This window comes from Salinirubellus salinus (assembly GCF_025231485.1).
Classification (GTDB): Archaea; Halobacteriota; Halobacteria; order Halobacteriales; family Haloarculaceae; genus Salinirubellus; species Salinirubellus salinus.
On the sequence record NZ_CP104003.1, the window covers coordinates 3,735,635 to 3,753,153 of the forward strand.

At 69.3% G+C, this 17,519-nt stretch carries 17 protein-coding genes; 5 read left to right on the forward strand and 12 right to left on the reverse strand.

Annotation, left to right across the window (positions count from 1 at the left end; translation table 11 throughout):
• The first annotated feature begins 467 nt into the window (after positions 1-467).
• Positions 468-1,781, forward strand: coding sequence for a sulfatase-like hydrolase/transferase (locus tag N0B31_RS19640; RefSeq protein WP_260593337.1), 1,314 nt, complete (start codon positions 468-470; stop codon positions 1,779-1,781).
• 9 nt (positions 1,782-1,790) lie between these two features.
• On the opposite strand, the gene N0B31_RS19645 is transcribed toward N0B31_RS19640, so the two are convergent.
• The 10 genes from N0B31_RS19645 to N0B31_RS19690 form a co-directional block, all read right to left on the reverse strand.
• Positions 1,791-2,795: a lipid II:glycine glycyltransferase FemX gene (locus N0B31_RS19645; protein WP_260593338.1), complete on the reverse strand. Its 1,005-nt coding sequence runs from the start codon at positions 2,793-2,795 to the stop codon at positions 1,791-1,793.
• A 4-nt stretch (positions 2,796-2,799) separates the two neighbouring features.
• A complete protein-coding gene (locus tag N0B31_RS19650) occupies positions 2,800-4,440 on the reverse strand; it encodes an alkaline phosphatase family protein (protein WP_260593339.1) in 1,641 nt (546 codons plus the stop codon).
• A 201-nt stretch (positions 4,441-4,641) separates the two neighbouring features.
• Entirely contained in the window at positions 4,642-5,592 is a 951-nt protein-coding gene (locus N0B31_RS19655) for a polysaccharide deacetylase family protein (RefSeq protein ID WP_260593340.1), read from the reverse strand.
• Complete coding sequence (gene wecB / locus N0B31_RS19660; protein ID WP_368389203.1) at positions 5,585-6,661, reverse strand: non-hydrolyzing UDP-N-acetylglucosamine 2-epimerase; 1,077 nt, start codon at positions 6,659-6,661, stop codon at positions 5,585-5,587. The genes N0B31_RS19655 and wecB overlap by 8 nt, the downstream gene beginning before the upstream one ends.
• Positions 6,649-7,758 (reverse strand): DUF354 domain-containing protein, encoded by a 1,110-nt coding sequence (locus tag N0B31_RS19665; protein ID WP_260593342.1) that lies wholly within the window; start codon positions 7,756-7,758, stop codon positions 6,649-6,651. Before N0B31_RS19665 ends, wecB begins: the two co-directional genes overlap by 13 nt.
• Before the next feature lie 235 nt (positions 7,759-7,993).
• On the reverse strand, positions 7,994-8,683 hold the full coding sequence (locus N0B31_RS19670; protein ID WP_260593343.1) for an HAD family hydrolase: 690 nt from the start codon (positions 8,681-8,683) through the stop codon (positions 7,994-7,996).
• A complete protein-coding gene (locus N0B31_RS19675) occupies positions 8,680-9,804 on the reverse strand; it encodes an ATP-grasp domain-containing protein (RefSeq protein WP_260593344.1) in 1,125 nt (374 codons plus the stop codon). The genes N0B31_RS19670 and N0B31_RS19675 overlap by 4 nt, the downstream gene beginning before the upstream one ends.
• Position 9,805: 1 nt before the next feature.
• A complete protein-coding gene (locus N0B31_RS19680) occupies positions 9,806-10,939 on the reverse strand; it encodes a glycosyltransferase family 2 protein (protein ID WP_260593345.1) in 1,134 nt (377 codons plus the stop codon).
• A 57-nt stretch (positions 10,940-10,996) separates the two neighbouring features.
• Positions 10,997-11,734: a polysaccharide deacetylase family protein gene (locus tag N0B31_RS19685; protein WP_260593346.1), complete on the reverse strand. Its 738-nt coding sequence runs from the start codon at positions 11,732-11,734 to the stop codon at positions 10,997-10,999.
• A 114-nt stretch (positions 11,735-11,848) separates the two neighbouring features.
• Positions 11,849-12,433, reverse strand: a complete 585-nt coding sequence (locus N0B31_RS19690; RefSeq protein WP_260593347.1) for a metal-dependent hydrolase — start codon at positions 12,431-12,433, stop codon at positions 11,849-11,851.
• 177 nt (positions 12,434-12,610) lie between these two features.
• Between N0B31_RS19690 and N0B31_RS19695 the strand changes: the two genes are divergently transcribed.
• Positions 12,611-12,766, forward strand: coding sequence for a hypothetical protein (locus N0B31_RS19695; RefSeq protein WP_260593348.1), 156 nt, complete (start codon positions 12,611-12,613; stop codon positions 12,764-12,766).
• On the opposite strand, the gene N0B31_RS19700 is transcribed toward N0B31_RS19695, so the two are convergent.
• Entirely contained in the window at positions 12,763-13,083 is a 321-nt protein-coding gene (locus N0B31_RS19700; protein WP_260593349.1) for a winged helix-turn-helix domain-containing protein, read from the reverse strand. The two genes, N0B31_RS19695 and N0B31_RS19700, sit on opposite strands and share 4 nt — an antisense overlap.
• A 388-nt stretch (positions 13,084-13,471) precedes the next feature.
• Between N0B31_RS19700 and N0B31_RS19705 the strand changes: the two genes are divergently transcribed.
• Genes N0B31_RS19705 through N0B31_RS19715 form a run of 3 tightly spaced genes read left to right on the forward strand, consistent with a single transcriptional unit; the run spans position 13,472 to position 16,894 of the window.
• Positions 13,472-14,548, forward strand: a complete 1,077-nt coding sequence (locus N0B31_RS19705; protein ID WP_260593350.1) for a DegT/DnrJ/EryC1/StrS family aminotransferase — start codon at positions 13,472-13,474, stop codon at positions 14,546-14,548.
• The gene (locus N0B31_RS19710; protein ID WP_260593351.1) at positions 14,541-15,518 is read left to right on the forward strand and encodes a Gfo/Idh/MocA family protein; all 978 of its coding nucleotides are present in this window, start codon (positions 14,541-14,543) and stop codon (positions 15,516-15,518) included. The genes N0B31_RS19705 and N0B31_RS19710 overlap by 8 nt, the downstream gene beginning before the upstream one ends.
• Positions 15,515-16,894, forward strand: a complete 1,380-nt coding sequence (locus tag N0B31_RS19715; protein ID WP_260593352.1) for a nucleotide sugar dehydrogenase — start codon at positions 15,515-15,517, stop codon at positions 16,892-16,894. Before N0B31_RS19710 ends, N0B31_RS19715 begins: the two co-directional genes overlap by 4 nt.
• A 24-nt stretch (positions 16,895-16,918) precedes the next feature.
• On the opposite strand, the gene N0B31_RS19720 is transcribed toward N0B31_RS19715, so the two are convergent.
• The gene (locus N0B31_RS19720; protein ID WP_260593353.1) at positions 16,919-17,497 is read right to left on the reverse strand and encodes an acyltransferase; all 579 of its coding nucleotides are present in this window, start codon (positions 17,495-17,497) and stop codon (positions 16,919-16,921) included.
• Positions 17,498-17,519: the final 22 nt, after the last annotated feature.

Genomic DNA, 17,519 nt, shown 5'->3' on the forward strand with positions numbered 1-17,519 from the left:
TCTCGTACCTCCACCCGCCCCACCGGTGCCACCGTCGCGCACCGGGCTACGCCGAGCGGGGATAGTGGATTATTGACAATTGGACGCATAGGTAGTTATCCATTATTTGATGAGTGTTCCGTCATCGTATCAGGTAATATCTCTGTTACGAGATGATGCCCGACAAAACCACACTACTGGGGTCCATCTTCAAGAACGGGAGAGTGTGTCAGGGTAGTGATTAAAGATGCAGAACTCGGGGGCGGAGCGCCTTTCTCCCGTCTGGTGGACGAGGATAGACTGTCGATAACTCGCGGGGTTAACGGCGGTAAGGAGAGTCTACTGTCCTCCACGAGCGGTCCACCGACCAGGCACCCGGAGACGTCGGGGGAAGTTCGAGGGTCCTAACAATAGGTGTGGGACGGGCAGTGTAGCGGAATGCGTACGACGACCCGCACCGCCGACTGGCAGGAACTGTGGTGGGACCCATGACCGACGGGCGGCCGAACGTGGTTCTCGTCTCCATCGACAGTCTCAGGGCCGACCACTGCGGCTACGTGGGTGCCAGCCCGGAGTCCGGACTGACCCAGACGCTCGACTGTCTCGCCGCCGACGGTGTCGCGTTCCGGAACGCCATCGCGCCGGGGCCACAGACCTTCTCGTCGATGCCAGCCACGTTCACCGGGGTCCCGCGAGCGCCGGCCGCGGTCGAACGCCACGGGGACGCCTACGGCTGGGAACGCCGACTCACCACCATCGCGACGCACCTCGAGCGGTACCCCTCGCTCGCCGAGCGGTTGCACGATCGGGGGTACACGACCGCGGCGCTCACCCCGAATCCGTGGACGTCGACCGCCGCTCAGTTCGAAGCCGGGTTCGACCGGTTCCTCGACCGATCGGCGACCGGCCAGCATAGCCGTCTCTCGAACTTCATATCACGAATCCCACAGGTCGACGTCGACACCAAGCCGCTGGAACTGGGGCTGAACATGTTGACCAACCAGTCGTTCTTCTCGAACTGGGAGTCGTTCTACGACGACCTGCTGGACCTTCGCGCGGGGCTCCGAGAGCCGTACTTCCTCTGGGTGTTCCTCATGGACACGCACATCCCGTATATCACCAGGCGAGCCCATCGCCAGGAGAACTCGGTGCTCGAGATGTACTACGGCGTTCTCAGGTCGGAGGGAGCGATGCGCGGCCGTGCCGAGTCGGTCCCTCCCTCCGCGGTCGGACCGCTCGAACGGAGCTACCGGGACACCGTCCGTGCCGTCGACGCGTTTCTGGCTCGCCTCCGGTCGGACCTCGCGGCGGATGACCCGGTCTGGGTCGTCCACTCAGACCATGGTGAGTCGCTCGGGGAGCACGGCAACTGGGGCCACCACCACCGAAATGTCTACGAGGAGAATCTACACGTCCCCTTCGTCGTCGCCAACGCTGGCGTCCAAGAGGTGGTGGACGAACCTGTATCGCTGACGGCTGTCCCGGACCTCGTCGAGACGCTCGCCCGCGGCCGCCAGTTCGTGCCGAGAGCGATGACGTCGCCGTTCGTGTTCGCGAGTAGCGAGTGTGGACGCTTCCGAACGGTTCGCGGGCGTCGGTTCAAGTACGTGGACGGGGACGGCGACGCGGCCCTCTACGACCTGTCGAACGACCCCGACGAACGCCGGGACGTCGCTCCCTCGTTCCCGGCAGTCGCCCGCGAACTCCGCCGTCACCTGGACGGGGTCGAGCGCCACCGGTCCGAACAGGACCGCATCGAGCGCGCGGCGGCCGTCGCGGCGGCGGAAGACCCGACCGCGTGACGCTACACGCTACCGGCGAACGGTGGTCGCGAGACGCCTAGCGGCCCGCATCAACAGCGTTCCGGACTCCATCTCGGCGTACGGCTCGAGGTGGGGGGCGAACTTGGCCTTGTATCGGCTGATGCTGCGTTCGTTCGCCCCCACGAGGTCGTAGCGGGTCAATCCCCGCTCGGCCGCGTCGCGGATGATGCGCCAGTCCACGAGGTCGTTGACCGGCAGGTCGCTCTCCGGTTTGGCACCCCCTTGCCACCGGTAGACGGTGTCGCCCGACTCCAGCGTGATCATCCCGCCGGCGAACTCGCCGTCGACGGTACAGGCGTAGGGGCGGACCGTCCCCTCGGGGAGCGCCCGCCACAGGTCCGTCACGAACGCCGTGGAGACCGGATACGGCTCGTCCTGTGCCTCGTGGCGCGCTCGCACCTGCTCGACGATGCGCTCGACGGTCTCGGCGCCGCCCTCGGAGATCTCGTACCTGTCGTCGTGGCCGTTCCGGACGTTCCGGCGCGCGTCGCTGCTGAACTCGTCGATGAGCGCGTCCGGTCCGGGCGTCAGGTCCACGACGTAGGTGTACCGCGAGCGCACGTCGAAACCGTTCCACGCGAACGCCCGTGTGTCGATGTACCGTGAGCCACATCGGACGTGGGTGTAGTTCGGCGAGAGGTCCTCCTCTAGCGTCTCCAGACAGCCGTCGACGAACCGCGTCGTCCGGCCCTCCCGCTTCCGTCGCTTCAGCTTCTCGAGGTTGACCAGCACCGGCCCCTGGTAGCTCACCTTCAGGCGCGGTGGTGGCGAGAACAGCGCGGTCAGGCCTCCCTTCGAGAGTTCGAACACCGGCAGCAAACCGACCGGTTCCTGGCCCTTGTAGCCGACGAGCGGGTGCAGGGTCGTCCCCGAGTGTTCGGCCATGACGTCCAGCGCGGCCCGCCGGTGGAACGGGGTCCCCTGCGGTGAGCGCGTCACGATGTCGTCCCAGCGTTCCATGTCGTCGTCGTCCGCGAATCTCACGTCTACCATGGTGTCACTCCAGATACCCGAGGTCGGTCAGCCGTCGCGCGACGGCGTCGGTTCCCGTCGACGCCTCTGCCGCTCCTGCCTCGAACTGACCGTAGGGGGCCGTCCCCACCGGGTCTACGACCGGGAGCGCCCGGCCGTCCATCCGCTCGGTCGCCGGGAGTCCGAGCGTCGCCAGCACGGTCGGTGCCACGTCGAAGATGTGGGCACCGTCGAGCGACGCCGTCTCGTCGACGGCCGCTCCAGCGGCGGCGACGATACCGAATCGCTTGTGCTCCCACGGTTCGGCCGGTGGGCCGAACTCCGAACCCAGCAGCGACGCCGCCGGCAGGTGGTCGAACCCGTCGGGGACCGTGACGATGTCGGGGCCGTGGTGGCGGTACGGGCCCTCGAACACCGCCTCGTTCGGGAGGACGGCCTCGAAAACGGGATCGCCGTCCGGGGTGCGGGCGGCCGAGAGCAACTCGATCAGGTCGCTCCGGACCGTCTCGTACTGGTCTCGGGGGACCACCCCGTCCGGTTCGCGGCCGGCGAGGTTCAGCCTGACACCGAGTTCCAGCCTTGAGCGCATGTAGGCCGCCGAGGCGGTGAAGTCCACCTGTTCGGTCCCGGTGCGGATGACGCTGGTCGGAACGTGGCTGACGACGAACTCGTCCAGCCCCACGTGGGCAAGGAGTCGTTCGAGGCGCTGACTCGTCAACCCGCCACGGGCCGCGAGTGCGACCACCTTCTCCAGCCACGCCGCGGACCGGCGCTCGGACGTCTCCTCGCTGCCGTTCTCGCTCCGTATCGCGGCCGTCCACGAGGGAGTCCCCCCGCCGTGCGGCGTGGTCTCGACGTAGCCGTGGTTCCGGAGGTACTCGTTCACCCGGAAGCCGTAGCCGTCGATAGGACCGATGCCGTGGTCGCTCACGAGGACGACGTTCTTGGGTCGACACTGCTCGAGAACCCGCTCGAGTTCGTCGTCGACGGCCTCGTACACCGCCCTGATGGCCGTCTCGTTCTCCGGTATCTCGTGGAACACCGTGTCCGTCTGCTGGAACTGGACGAAGCCGAAAGAGGGGTCGAACCGGTCGACGAGATAGCGGAACGCCTCGCCGCGCATCCGGATCAGTTCCCGGTACTCCGAGATGCGCTCGCGGTCGCTCGGATCCGCCGGTGTCGAACCGTAGACCCGGTACGCACCGAGTTCTGCCTCGATGTCCTCGAGCAGTCCCAGCGGGTGACAAGTCGGGCGGTCGGGGGCGACGTAGCCTGGTACGAGCGCCCCGTCGAATGGACGGGGCGGGTGTGTCACCGGTACGTTCACGACGACGCTCGACAGTCCTCGCTCCGAGAGGAGCTCCCAGAGCGCGTACTCGCGGACGTGGCTCCGGTTGACTACGTCCCAGTCGTAGCCGTCGAACATCAGAAAGTCGAACACACCGTGTTTACCGGGGTTCACGCCGGTGTAGATGGAGGGCCACGCGCTCGCGGTCCACGGCGGCAGTTGCGACTCCAGCACCCCGCCGACGCCGCCCTCGAACACATCCCTGATTGTCGGGGCGACACCGGCGTCGAACAGCGATTCTAGGAGGTCCGGACTGGTCCCGTCCAGGCCGACCAGCAGCGTCCGGAGGCCACCTGCGCTCGCGTCGTCGCTCGTCATCACGCCGATACTCTGATTGTTGGCATATTGTTATTAGTCGGTTTACACGAACGCGCCCTCGATCTCGGTTTCGGCTGTGTCCGCCGCGCGAACGTACGCCCGGACTAGCGCCGCAGTGTTACGGTGCTCGGCTCACCGGTCGTCCCTCCGAATCAGCCTCGCGAGCCAGGGGAAGAGTGACGTACGACCGACAGGACGTTCCTACTCCCTTCGAGGAGTCGAGGATTCGGTCTCCGGACCGTGGTGGTTTTCACGGGGTTCCCCCGTTCCTGTCCGAATCTCCGACGGCCGGTCGGCACCCAGGTCGAGGCGGTCGTAGAGGTCGCCCGGCGGCCCGACCCACGCGCCCATCTCGATGGCGCGCTCGACGAGTCGGCGATAGGTCTCGCCGTAGCCGGGGTAGTCCCGCTCGCTGAAGCAGCTCTGGTGCCACAGCACCGTCATTACGGCTCCGTGCTCGGCCGCTTCCGCGAGCAGGCTCTCACACTCCTCCCAGACCCGTCGCTCGTCTCGCCCTTCGACGAGCGCGTTCTCCATGACCGTCAGTGGGAAGACGAGGAACTCGTCGTCGAAGGGTCGGAGTGGCCGGTAACCGTGGTGGAATCCGTAGCGAGTCGACGAGCCGAGGCTCGTGTCGTACCGCAGTCCGATTCGTGCGTGGTAGCGCCACGTCTCCGGGATCTCTAGGTTCAGGTAGTGCTGTCGGCCCCCGACGACAGGGTGGCCGAGCACCGACTCGAGGGCCGTCTTCTCGTCGCGGAGCCGTTCGACCGAGGTGTACGACTCGAACGAGCCGTGGAGTCCGACCTCCCAGCCGCCGTCGTCGAGCGCACGCACCACGTCGACGACGGCCGGGTCGCTCAGGCGGTATCGGCCGGCGTAGCGTCGCCACGTCCGGGGGCTGAGCCACGTTCGGAGTGGCCGGTCACGGAGACGGTCCTCCCGCAGGAAGTAGAACGCCGACCGGACACCGAGCTCTTCCTCGAGGGCCATGACGTCCTCGAACCGCCAGTAGGGGTTCTGTCCGGGTAGCGCGGTGCGCAGGTGGTAGGGGCTCCGCTCGGTCACCGCGCGGTAGAGCCCACGGTAGTTCTTGTACGGCCGGTCGACGTCGTGTGTGAGACACAGCGCGAACGGGTGGCCGTCAAGCATCCTCGAGGACCCTCACGATTCGGTCGGCGGCGTCCCCGTCTCCGAAGGGGGTGGGCTTGCGGTCCGGATCGAGGTCGAACGGGCGCGACAGCGCCTCCCGAATGGCCGACCCGTCTGCGCCGACGAGCACGTTCCACCCGCAGTCGACCGTCTCCGTCCACTCCGTCTCCTCGCGCAGTGTCACGCAGGGGACGTCGAGGAAGAACGCCTCCTTCTGGACGCCGCCGGAGTCGGTCACCACCCGCTCGGCCCCGGTGAGCAGTCGGACGAAGTCGAGGTAGCCGACGGGGTCGACGAGGCTGATTGCGTCGGCCACCTTCCCGAATCGGCCCAGTTCGTGCAACCGCTCGACGGTCCGTGGGTGGGCCGGGAACACGACGGGCAGGGGACTCTCCGCGAGAGCGGAGACGATCGTCTCGAGGCGACTCCCGTCCTCCGTGTTCCGCTGGCGGTGGACCGTCGCCAGAACGTACTGCCCGTCCTCGAGCCCCAGTTCGTCGAGGATGCCGGACCGATCCGTGGCTCGCTCCCGTGCCCAGCACATCGCGTCGTACATCACGTCGCCCACGTCGTGGACGCCCGTGGTGATGCCCTCTCGCCGGAGGTTCCGGACCGCGCTCGCAGTCGGAGCGAACAGGAGGTCCGAGACGTGGTCGGTGACGATGCGGTTGACCTCCTCCGGGATGGAGCGGTCGCCGGCCCGGAGGCCGGCCTCGACGTGTGCGAGACGTGGCGGGAGTTTCGCCGTCGCCATCGCTGCCGCGACGGTCGAGTTCGTGTCGCCGTAGGTGAGCACCACGTCGGGCTCCTCAGCCGCGATGGGCTCTTCCAGCGCGGCCAGCATCCTCGCTGTCTGCTCGGCGTGTGAGTGTGAGCCCACACCGAGGTTGTAGTCGGGGGTGGGGAGGTCGAGTTCCGCGAAGAAGTGTCCCGAGAGCTCCTCGTCGTAGTGCTGGCCGGTGTGGACCAGCACCTCCTCGTGTGTCGACCGGAGCACGCGGGAGACGGTGAACCCCTTGACGAACTGCGGTCTGGCGCCGACGACTGTCAGGACCTTCACTCCACCCACCTCCCGAGCAGGTCACGGACCCACCCTGCGACGCCACGCTTCCCGGCCGGCCGCCGGCGTGCGCGCTCGCCCTCCCGTTCGAGCACAGACACGACGTGGCCGGCCACGTCTATCTTGTCGGCCAGCAACGCCTCGCGCCGGCGGCGCCACTCCGCCTTCGAGGACGGGTCAGCGGCGAGTTCGAGCGCCCGGTCGACCGCGGCGCCCTCGTCCGGGATAGAGTGGAGCAGGCCGTACTCCTCCTCGAGTTCGACGAAGTTCGACATGTCCCCGTCCCCAGCGAAGGAGTTCGAGCGGACGGCGGGGGTCCCGAGTATGGCAGCCTCCGTCGCCATCGTCTGTGAGTCGCCGACGTAGAGGTCGGCGTAGTAGAGCAGGTCCTGGAGGAGGTGTGGCGGGACGGGGAGTCGGTACTGCTCGAACTCGTCCGGGAGGTCGGCCTCGGTGGAGACGTAGACGTTCCCGCGACGCTCCAGCTCCGCGACCAGCCGCCGTTTGGCCGCTGGTGAGAATCCGGCCTGCCCGACGTCGTGGTGTGCGTTCCAGGCGACGAACCGGAGGACGAAGTACCGGTCGTCCGGGTCGACGCCGGCCGCTCTGAGGCGGTCGGGGTCCGGCTCGAACCGGTCCGGGTGGAGGTACGACAGTTCGTGGTAGCCGTCGTAGTACCGCTGGTGTGTCCCTCGGTCTGCGGCGAAGGCGCGGGGAGTCCAGACGGCGTCGAGTGACGGTAGCGTGATGCGACGGGAGGGCGTCCACTCGCTGTCGTCGAAGGCGACACTCCGGGCACCGACCAGCGGTGCCACGTGCGATATCTCGAGGCCGCCGACGGACGTCATGACGTGTGGCCGGAACCGCCAGGCCTCCCGGAGCAGGCGGTACTCGTACCGGAGCTGCATCAGCGGGAGGCCGCCGACGGAGTTCGGACTCCGGGCGAGGACCCGGTAGGGGATGTCGAACGCGTCGAGCAGGTCCGTGGTGACGTCCTTGTCCCTGACGAGGACACGTACATCGTGTCCCCGGTCACGCAACTCGCTGACGGGGTGTCTGTAGAACTGCGCCTGTGCCGGGTGCTGGATGGTGACCAGATACTTCACGGCACCCACCCCCAGTCTCTGGCCGCGGTGGCGCCGACTCGTCCGGTCCGGGTCACGCACATCGTGCCAACGCTGGTCGATGGAGTGTGTTTGTAATGTCACCTCTACTCCGGGTGGCGGCGACGGGACGGCCGCTGCTCCCGACGGATCGCGGGGACCCACCACGCCGGCCGTCGAGGAACCCGACGGCGGCCACCGGGATCAATCGACTCGGGAACGATTCACCTACCGAACGCTAGGTAGTGTCTACGGGCTGGCCCAGCCGCTCCAGCAGGTCCGGGAGGGTGGCGAGGCGGTGTATCTCGTGGTCGGGGGCGGCCGCCGCGCTCCCCGGTTCGAGGTCCGTGTACCGACCCCGCCGGACCCTGACCGTCCGCATCCCGAGGTCGTTCGGGACCCGGAAGTCGACGCGCGGGTCGTCGCCGACGTAGACGGCCCGGCCGGGCCCCACCCCGAGGTCGTCGAGCACGCGCTCGAACGGCTCGACCTCGTGTTTCGACGAGCCGATGGTCGGTGTCACGAGCACCGCGTCGAACCGCCCGTCGAGACCGAGTCTCGTCAGTTTCTGGCGCCCGTTCCGGCCGTCCGTGACGAGTCCGAGGTCGTGTGTCCGGCCGACCCGCTCGAGGACCGCGGGGGTCTCGTCGTAGGGCGAGAGGTCGGCGGTCGCACCGTGGTACGCCTCGACCAGTTCGTCGACCAGCTCGGCCGATAGGCCGTGACGCTCTAGTAGTCGGTCGAACGTCCCTTCGGTCACGTCGGCCTCGAAGTAGAGCCACTCCAGCTCGGTGTGGAGGCCACGCCCAGTCCGGGCGGCGAGGCGGTCGGCGGCCGCTCGGAGCCCGGTCCGGGCGTACTCGGCGTAGGGGTAGAGCGTGTCGTCGAGGTCGAAACACACCGCCTGCAGCGGGTCGGTCCCACTCATCGCGTCACCGGGAGCAGGTCCCGACCGTCGGGTCCGACGTGGAACGGCCGACCGTCGGGCGTCCGGAACACCTCCTGCCAGTAGCGGGTCATCCGGGTGCCCCACGCCACGTCGACCGGCGGCGGTTGCTCGCCGAGCGCGTACTTCACGCCGCGGTACGGGAGGTTCACGCCGGCGCCGACGCAGGCGACGATGGTGCCGGAGACACGGGGGTTGATCTCGATACACTTCGGTTCGCCCTCCTCGTCGTAGCGGAACTGGAGGTTGAGGTTGTACTCGAGGCCCAGTCCACGACAGATCTCGGCCGCCTCGCGGATCAGGTCCTCGCGCTCCTCTACCACCGCCTCGAAGGAGATGCCGGCACGGGTCCGAGCGCGCTCGCGCGGCACCACCGGTCCGACCTCCTCACCCATCCCCAGCACGTCCACGCTGTACTCCGGACCGGGGAGGTACTCCATCACGACGAGTTCGGGGAACTCGTCTGCCGAGGCCAGCACCGGTCGGACCTCCTCGAGGGTGGTGACGGCGTTCGTCGGCTTCTCCGAGAGCAGCCGCGTCAGGCGGTCGGTGTTCGGGTCGAGCACCCGGAACCCGCGCATCCCGCTGGCGACGGGCCGCTTGAAGCAGACCGGCACGTCCGGGTACCCCAGCGACTCGACGGCCGCGACGAACTCGTCCTCGGTCGAGACCCGCTCGAACGCGGGCGCCGAGGCGAACTCGCCGTTCGCGAGGAACTCGTACAGGCGACCCTTGTCGTTGGCGACGGCGAGCGCCGGCGCCTCCGAGACCATCACCGTGGCGTCGAACGCCTCGCGGTTCGCCGCCAGCGGTTCCAGTTCGGCGGTCGTCAGCGGGAGGACCACGTCGGCCCGCTCCCGCTCGGCGACGTCTACCATCCGAGAGAGGTAGTCGTCGTCGGTCCCGTGGGGGACCGTCTCGTGGTCGTCGACGAGCGCGAAGCCGTAGGCGTCGGGGTCGGCGTCGACGCCGACGATGTGGACCGGCCGCTCGTCGTTCGCGCGCAGGCTCTCGACGATGCCCGATGCACCGGGTGCGCCCGCGCCGGTCAACAGCACGGTCACCGCTCGATCCGTCGTCCGTCCGCGTGGGTCGTGGCTCATGTCAGTCCTCTCTAGTGGTCACGCTGTCAGTCAGTTCTGGTCGGTCACCGTTCCGCTCGACGTGCGCCCCGGTGTGCGGGGCTGTCGTGGCCTGCGCCTCGCGATCCGCCGCTCGCTCCTCGTGGCTCTCAGAGTCGACGTCCCCGGCGTCGAGGTGCGCCTCGAGGTGGCGGTTCGCGGCCGCGTCGAGGTCGACGGCCAGCATCCAGCACACCACCCCCGCGAGGACGCGCCGCAGCCACCGGTCGACGCTGTCGCCCTGCTCGCGGAGCGACGTGAGGAGTCCGAGGAGTCCCTGTCCGACCAGTGCGCTCCCCAGCAGGTAGCCCGCGGGGACCGGGTACGAGCCGTCGTGGAGGTAGGTGCCCCGGAGACGTCGCAGGAATCCACGGAGCAACATCAGCGAGACGCGCGGGACGTACTCGCCGTAGTCGATGTGGCTCTTCCACTCGCCGCTGTAGGCGTACTCGGCCGACCGGGGGACGTCTGCGATACGAATGTCGGCCTCGTTGAGACGCACGAGCAGGTCGTTGCAGTAGCCGTAGTACTCGTACATCCCCTCGACGTCGGTCCGCTCGAGCGCCGCCAGCGAGATGGCCGTGTAGCCGTTCTGCGAGTCCATCGACCCCCAGTAGCCGCTGGCGAGTTTCGTCAGCCACGACAGGAGGAGGTTGCCGAGCAGCCGGAACCGTGGCATCCCGGCGCGGTCCTCGGGCCGAGCGAAGCGGTTCCCCTTCGTGTAGTCGGCGACGCCGTCGACGACGGGGTCGAGGTACCGGGTGAGCTCGTCCGGGTCCATCTGGTTGTCGCCACCGAGAACGGCCGTCACGTCGATACGCTCCTCGCGGGCGCGGAGGTACGCCGTCTTGATGGCGCCGCCGACCCCCCGGTTCTCGTCGTGCTGGATGGGGACGACGAGGCGGTCGAACGCACCCTCGCTGTCCTCGCTCGGGTCGTGGCGCGCGTTCCGCCGCTCGGCGTGCCGCCGTATCTCGCTCCACGTCCCGTCGGTCGACCCGTCGTCGACCACGTACACCCGGTCGGCGTAGTCGGGGACGGCGTCGATTACCTCGCCGACGTACCCTTCCTCGTTGTACGCGGGGACGGCGATGGCCACCGTGTGGTCCCTATACATCGGCGCCCACCCGGCGGGGTCGCCCGTCGTCTCGCGACGCCTCGGCCACCGTGGTCATCAGCCGTCTCCCTCCTCGAGGTACTGGTCGACTGCCCACTGGCCGAGTGAGACACACGCCTCGGTGACGGCGCTCTCGACTCGCGAACGGAACGAGGCGTCCGTCTCCCCCCAGAGACCGGGGTGGACGAGGACCTGTGCGGCCGCGGTGTCGCCGTCGGCCAGCGGCGGAGCCGAGCGCCACCGCTGGCCCGAGTCCGCCGCGTAGGTGGGCGTCTCGAAGTACGCCGGTTCGTACGTGCTCGTGAGGCCGTCGAACGACTCGCCGAGCACCCAGTCGGGTGGGACGTGGAACGATACGGGCGAGAGCGGGGCCTCAGCGAGCGTCGCGAGGACGGACTGTTCCTCACGGACCCGCTCGGCCACCGCCTCGTCTCCCGGCCGCGTCGCTCCCGACCAGTACTGGTGCGTGCTGAAGTGGAGCCCGACCGCGTGGCCGAGCGACTCCAGTTCCCCTATCACCTCCCGACACGCCTCGTTCAGCGGGTTGTAGAGTGGCGACCCCAGCAGGAAGAAGTACGCCGACCGCACGTCGTGGTCGGCCTCGACGCACCCCATCCGGAGGGCCGCCGACGGAGAGAGGTCGACGTCGTGCCGGAGTATCACCTCGCCTTCGGTCGGCGGAGTCGCGATGCTCCCGAACTCGTACCCCGACGAGCGGAGTCGATTCAGGAATCCCTCGTACCACTCGTAGGTGAACTCCACCGCGTGCTGTCGGCGAGCACTCGTCTCCTCCATCTCGACCGGCAGAGGCCACCACACACCATTTGTAAATCGCCACGTACCGGGCCCTCTCCCGAAGTAGTACACGCTTACGTCCTCGAGGGCTATCGGACGCGACCACGGGATGTCCTACCGCTCGGTCCCACGCCGGGGGTAGACGACCCTCACCAGCACGCCCGGGCCTGGCGCCCCGTCGGCCACCCACAGCAGCATCGCCGGGAGCGGCACCAGCAGGTAGAGCAGTTCGGGACTCGACGGGTCGAGCGTCGCCACGTCGCCGGGGAACCGCGCGAGGTAGACCAGCACCCGGCGGAGGCCGATGTCGCTGCCGTACGGGTCGCCCTCGACGAGCGGCCAGAGCACCCGACCGAGTTCGGGCGTGTAGCCGGCACGCAGCGGGTTCAGCACGTCACCAGCGAGGTGTGACCAGTAGCCGAGGACGAACGCGCCTCCAGCGACGGGGTGCCCGGCACGACGTGCCCCCCACAGGAGGAGCGTACCGACCGGGAGCGCGACCAGCGCGCTGTGACCCACCGCGTAGCCGGTCGGGAACACGCCGAGCCCCCACGAGAGCGGCTTGTCGACGAGGTCCGGGAACTGTGTCCCGGCCCCGAGGACGATCGCTTCGGGGCCGGTCGGTGGGCGCTCGCGGAGTGCGCGGACGCCGATCGAGAGACACAGGTAGCCGACGGCGAGGTGTTCCCAGGGCCACATTCGTCCATCGGTGCGTGCTCCGGCCCCCTCGTTATGTAGCTCGTACTCGGGTTGCGGAGTGGTGGGACGGCTGCGGAGCGGCCCGCTGGCGGCACCGTCCACAGACCATCCTGTCCGGTGCACTCTCGTATCTTAGTCGGTATATTATCATTACGTTGTCCGCCCACGTTCGACTGTATGTCGGGGCGAACGACGGAGACGGAACTGGCACGCATCGGCCTCTCGGAGAGCGACCTCGACCGCATCGCGACGTTCGCGTCGACGCCGCGCTACGCGCGTGACCCAGAGATGCTGCTCCCGGACGACCACGAGAAACCGTCGAGTGAGCGCTAGACGAGCCCTTCGGACACGAGCTTCTCCCAGAGCAGCCGACCCGTGTCGGTGATGCCGTAGACGCGGCCCTTCCGCCGGTCCTCGGAGACGAGCAGGTCGACCAGTCCCCGGTCGCGGAGCTGTCGGAGCGCGCGCGAGACGTTGGCGATGGCGTGGCCGGTGTCGTCGGCGAGCTGCGAGGGGGTGGCCGGCCCGGCGTAGAGCTGGCCGAGGACCATCCGTCGGTACTGGGAGCTGATGACGTAACTGACGTCGTCCCAGTCCGGCTCCTCGGGCGTGATCGTGTCCCCGTCGGACTGGTCCTCTGGTGGTGGCATCGGTCTGGTGTGGTCAGGGCTGGTCGGTGGCTCGCGCGCTGGGGTGGGTACCGACGCCGTGGTGTCGGCTCGCCCGACGCCACGACCGGCCGTCGAAGGGGGGTACCGCACACGGCGGTTTTGTTAGAGTGTACTTGTGTACAGACAGGTGACACGTACCCTCACGTAGACGGGGCGTACTCAACTCACTATCGCTCGCCAGACGGGGCCGGCGAGTGGTCGTCGCTCTCCGCGAGTTCGACAACGAGAGGCTACCGCCGACAGACGACGTATAACAAAATTCACACGATTGGCAGGAGTCACCCATGTCCGAGACGGAAGTCCGACCGACAGACGAGGTGTCGAGCGCCGGCACCGGAGCCGGTGACCCTGTGCGGTGGTCGTGCCGATGATCGACGTCGCTTCCCCCTCGGTCGGCGAGCGGGAACTGGCCGCCGTCCGCGAGGTCCTGGAGAGCGGGTACCTCGCCGACGGCCCGGAGGTCCGTGCTTTCGAGCGTGAGTTCGCCGACACCGTCGGTGCGGGTCACGCCGTCGCGACGAGCAACGGGACGACCGCGCTCCACGCGGCGCTCCACGCCCTCGGCATCGGCGACGGTGACCGCGTCGTGACGACGCCGTTCTCGTTCGTCGCGACGGCCAACGCCATCCGCTTCTGCGGTGCCGAACCCGTGTTCGCCGACGTGGACCCGCGGACGTGTAACCTCGACCCGGCCGCGGTCGAACGGGTCGTCCAGCGCGAGCCCGTCGACGCCATCCTCGCGGTCCACCTCTACGGCCTGCCGGCCGGGATGGACCGCCTGCGTCGGCTGGCCGACCGCCACTCGCTGCTCCTCGTGGAGGACGCTGCGCAGGCCCACGGCGCGACCTACCGCGGCGAGTCGGTCGGCGCTCTGGGCGACGCAGCGGCGTTCTCGTTCTACCCCACGAAGAACATGACCACGGGCGAGGGCGGGATGGTGACGACGGACGACGAGGCGGTCGCCGAGCGGGCCGCCCGCTTCGTCAATCACGGCCGGAGCGACGCCTCGACTCACGAGGCGCTCGGGCACAACTTCCGGCTGACGAGCGTCGCGGCCGCCATCGGCCGGGTCCAGCTGGAGCGGCTCCCCGAGTTCGTCGAGGCGCGGCGTGCGAACGCCCGTCGGCTCGACGAGGCCGTCGCGGAGACGGCGCTCGTCGGTCCGCCGGACCCACCCGGAGTCCGACACGCCTACCACCAGTACACGGTCCGCTCGGACGACCGCGAGCGGCTCGAGCGGCACCTCGAAGACGCCGGCGTCGGGACGGGCGTCTACTACCCGAGGCCCATCCACGAACAGCCGGCGTACGACCACGTCGACGCCTCGCTCCCGGTCGCCGAGCGCCTCGCCGAGGAGGTGCTCTCGGTGCCGGTCCACCCGGCGCTCGACGAGCACGAACTCGAGACCGTGGCCGACGCACTCGGGGGGTACGACCATGCCTGAGCCGGTGCGTGTCGGCGTCGTCGGCGTCGGGAGCATGGGTGCCAACCACGTGCGGGTCTACCGTGAACTCCCCGAGGCCGACCTCCGGGGGGTCGCCGACGCCGACGCCGACCGGGCGGCCGAGGTGGGCGACCAGTACGGGACGAGGGCTGTGGCACGCGAGGCGCTGCTCGAGCAGGTCGACGCGGTGTCGATCGCGGCCCCAACGCGATACCACTACCCCCTGACGCGGGCGGCCATCGACGAGGGGGTCGGCGTCCTCGTCGAGAAGCCGTTCGTCGAGGACCCACACGAGGGGCAGCGACTCGTCGCGCGGGCGGCGGCCGCCGGGGTGCCCCTACAGGTGGGGCACATCGAGCGGTTCAACCCGGCCGTCGAGGTGCTCGGCGAGGTGGTCTCGGGGCGGGACCTCATCGCGGTCGAGGCCCGCAGACTCGGCCCGCCCGTGGGCCGCAACATCGGCGACGGCGTCGTCCTCGACCTGATGGTCCACGACCTCGACGTGTTGCTCTCGCTGGTCGACAGCGAGGTGTGTCACGTCGACGCCGCCGGCACCCGCGACAACCAGTACGTCGCGGCGAACGTCGGCTTCGAGGACGGCACCGTCGGCACCCTCACGGCGAGTCGTCTCACGCAGCAGAAGGTCCGCGAACTCTCGGTCACCACCGAGGACTCGCAGGTGAACCTCGACTACATCGACCAGTCGGTCCACATCCACCGGAACTCGGCGCCCGCGTACGTCGAGTCGGACGAGAGCGTCCGCTACCGGAACGAGAGCGTCGTCGAGCGGCCGATGGTCGAGAGCGGGGAGCCGCTGCGGCGTGAGCTGGCCGCGTTCGTCGAGTGTGTCCGCACCGGCGAGCGTCCGGCCGTGACCGGAGAGGACGGCCTCGCCGTGCTCGAACTCGCCCGTGAGATAGACGGCCTGGCCGCGGAGAACGCGGTCGACCCCATGGTGAGGACCGCATGAGTCACGAACGCCCACGCGAGGTGCGCTCGCTCTACGGCAGCGACGCCCCGCCGGCGGTCCAGCGGGCGTCACTCACGTCGGGGGCGGTCCCGGTCGCCGTCTACGGCCTCGGGAAGATGGGCCTGCCGCTGGCGGCCGTGCTCGCCGAGACGACCGGGAACGTCACGGGCGTCGACATCGACCCGGCCGTCGTCGAGCGCGTGTCGGCTGGTGAGTCACCAGTCGACGGGGAGCCGGGACTCCCGGAGCTCGTCTCGGAACTGGTCGCCGCGGGCGACCTCCGCGCGACGAGTGACCCGGTCGCGGCCGCCAGCGACGCGAGCGTCCACGTGGTCATCGTCCCGACGGTGCTCCGCGGGACCGACCCGGACCTCTCGAGCCTCGCGGCCGCCGTCGAGAGCATCGGCGCCGGCCTCGACCCCGGTGACCTCGTCCTCGTGGAGTCGACGGTCCCGCCCGGTACCTGTGCGGACGTGGTCGAGCCGACGCTCGCCGCGGAGAGCGGGCTGTCGACCGACGCGTTCGGCCTGGCGTTCTGCCCGGAGCGGACCAAGAGCGGGCGCGCGCTGGCCGACATCCGCGGGACCCACCCGAAGATCGTCGGCGGGCGGGACATCGAGAGCACGCGGGCCGCCCGCGTCGTCTACGAACCCGTCACGAGCAACGACGTCCTCGTGGCCCCCGACGTCACCACCGCCGAGTGCGTGAAGGTGTTCGAGGGGGTCTACCGTGACGTGAACATCGCGCTGGCGAACGAACTGGCGCGGCTCGCCGACGAACTCGCCGTGGACGTGAACCGGGCCATCGATCTCGCGAACACCCAGCCGTTCTGTGACATCCACGACCCCGGCGTCGGCGTCGGTGGGCACTGCATCCCGTACTACCCGTTCTTCCTCCTCTCGAGGCTGGAGACGCCGCTCCCCCTCACTCGGCGCGCTCGGGGCATCAACGACGCGATGCCGTCGTTCGCCGCCCGGACCCTCGTCCAGGAACTCGACGAGCGGGGCGTCCCGGCCGACGAGGCGCGTGTCCTCCTCCTCGGGCTGGCCTACCGGCCGGGCGTCGCCGAGACGCGCAAGTCGCCAGCGGGACCGCTCGCGACGGTGCTCTCGGAACTCGGCACCACGGTGTACGGGACCGACCCGGTGCTCGACGAGTCGACCGCCGGCGAGTTCGACCTCACGCCGGTCGCGCTCGAGGACGTGCCCGAACTGGACCTCGACGGCGTCGTCCTCGTCACCGCGCACCCGGAGTTCGACGGCCTCGACTGGGGGGCACTCGAGGAACTGGTCGTGGTCGACGGTCGGGACGCGCTCGACCTCTCCGGTACCGACCACTGGGTCTACACCATCGGCTCGGGCGTGACGAACGGGTAGGCACGCTCACCCTCCTCCCCGGTCCTACCGCTGGTTCGGCGCGTCGAGCGACTCCGGGAGCGGCTCGTGTCGCGCCGGCGCGCCCACCGCAAGCGTCTCGGCCGGCACGTCCGTGGTGACCACTGCTCCCGCCGCGACGAACGCCCCCTCGCCCACGGTGACACCGGGGAGGAGCGTCGCGTTCGCGCCGACGGAGACGCCGTCGGCGAGGGTCGGCCCGACGAGGTCGACCTCGCGTCGGAGCGGGTAGGGGTCGTTCGTCAGGACCGCGCGCGGCCCGACGAACACCCGGTCGCCGATGGTCGTCTCGCGCGGGACGTAGACGCCGGTCTGGAGGCTCACCTCGCTGCCGACCTCGGTGGCCCCGTCGATGACCGTCTGGGTCCCGACGAGCACGTCGTCGCCGATGGTGGTCTCCTCGCGGACGAGCACGTCGTGCCCGGTGACGAACCGGTCGCCGCCGACGACGTCCGGGTAGATGATCGTGCCCGAGCGGACGACGGCGTCGTCGCCGAGCACCGGGGGGACCTGCCCGTCTCCGGGTTCGCGGAAGGTCACGCCCGTGTCAACCGAACAGCCGTCGCCGAGTCGGGGGGTGCTCATCGGCGCCCCGCGTGTCCGTTTG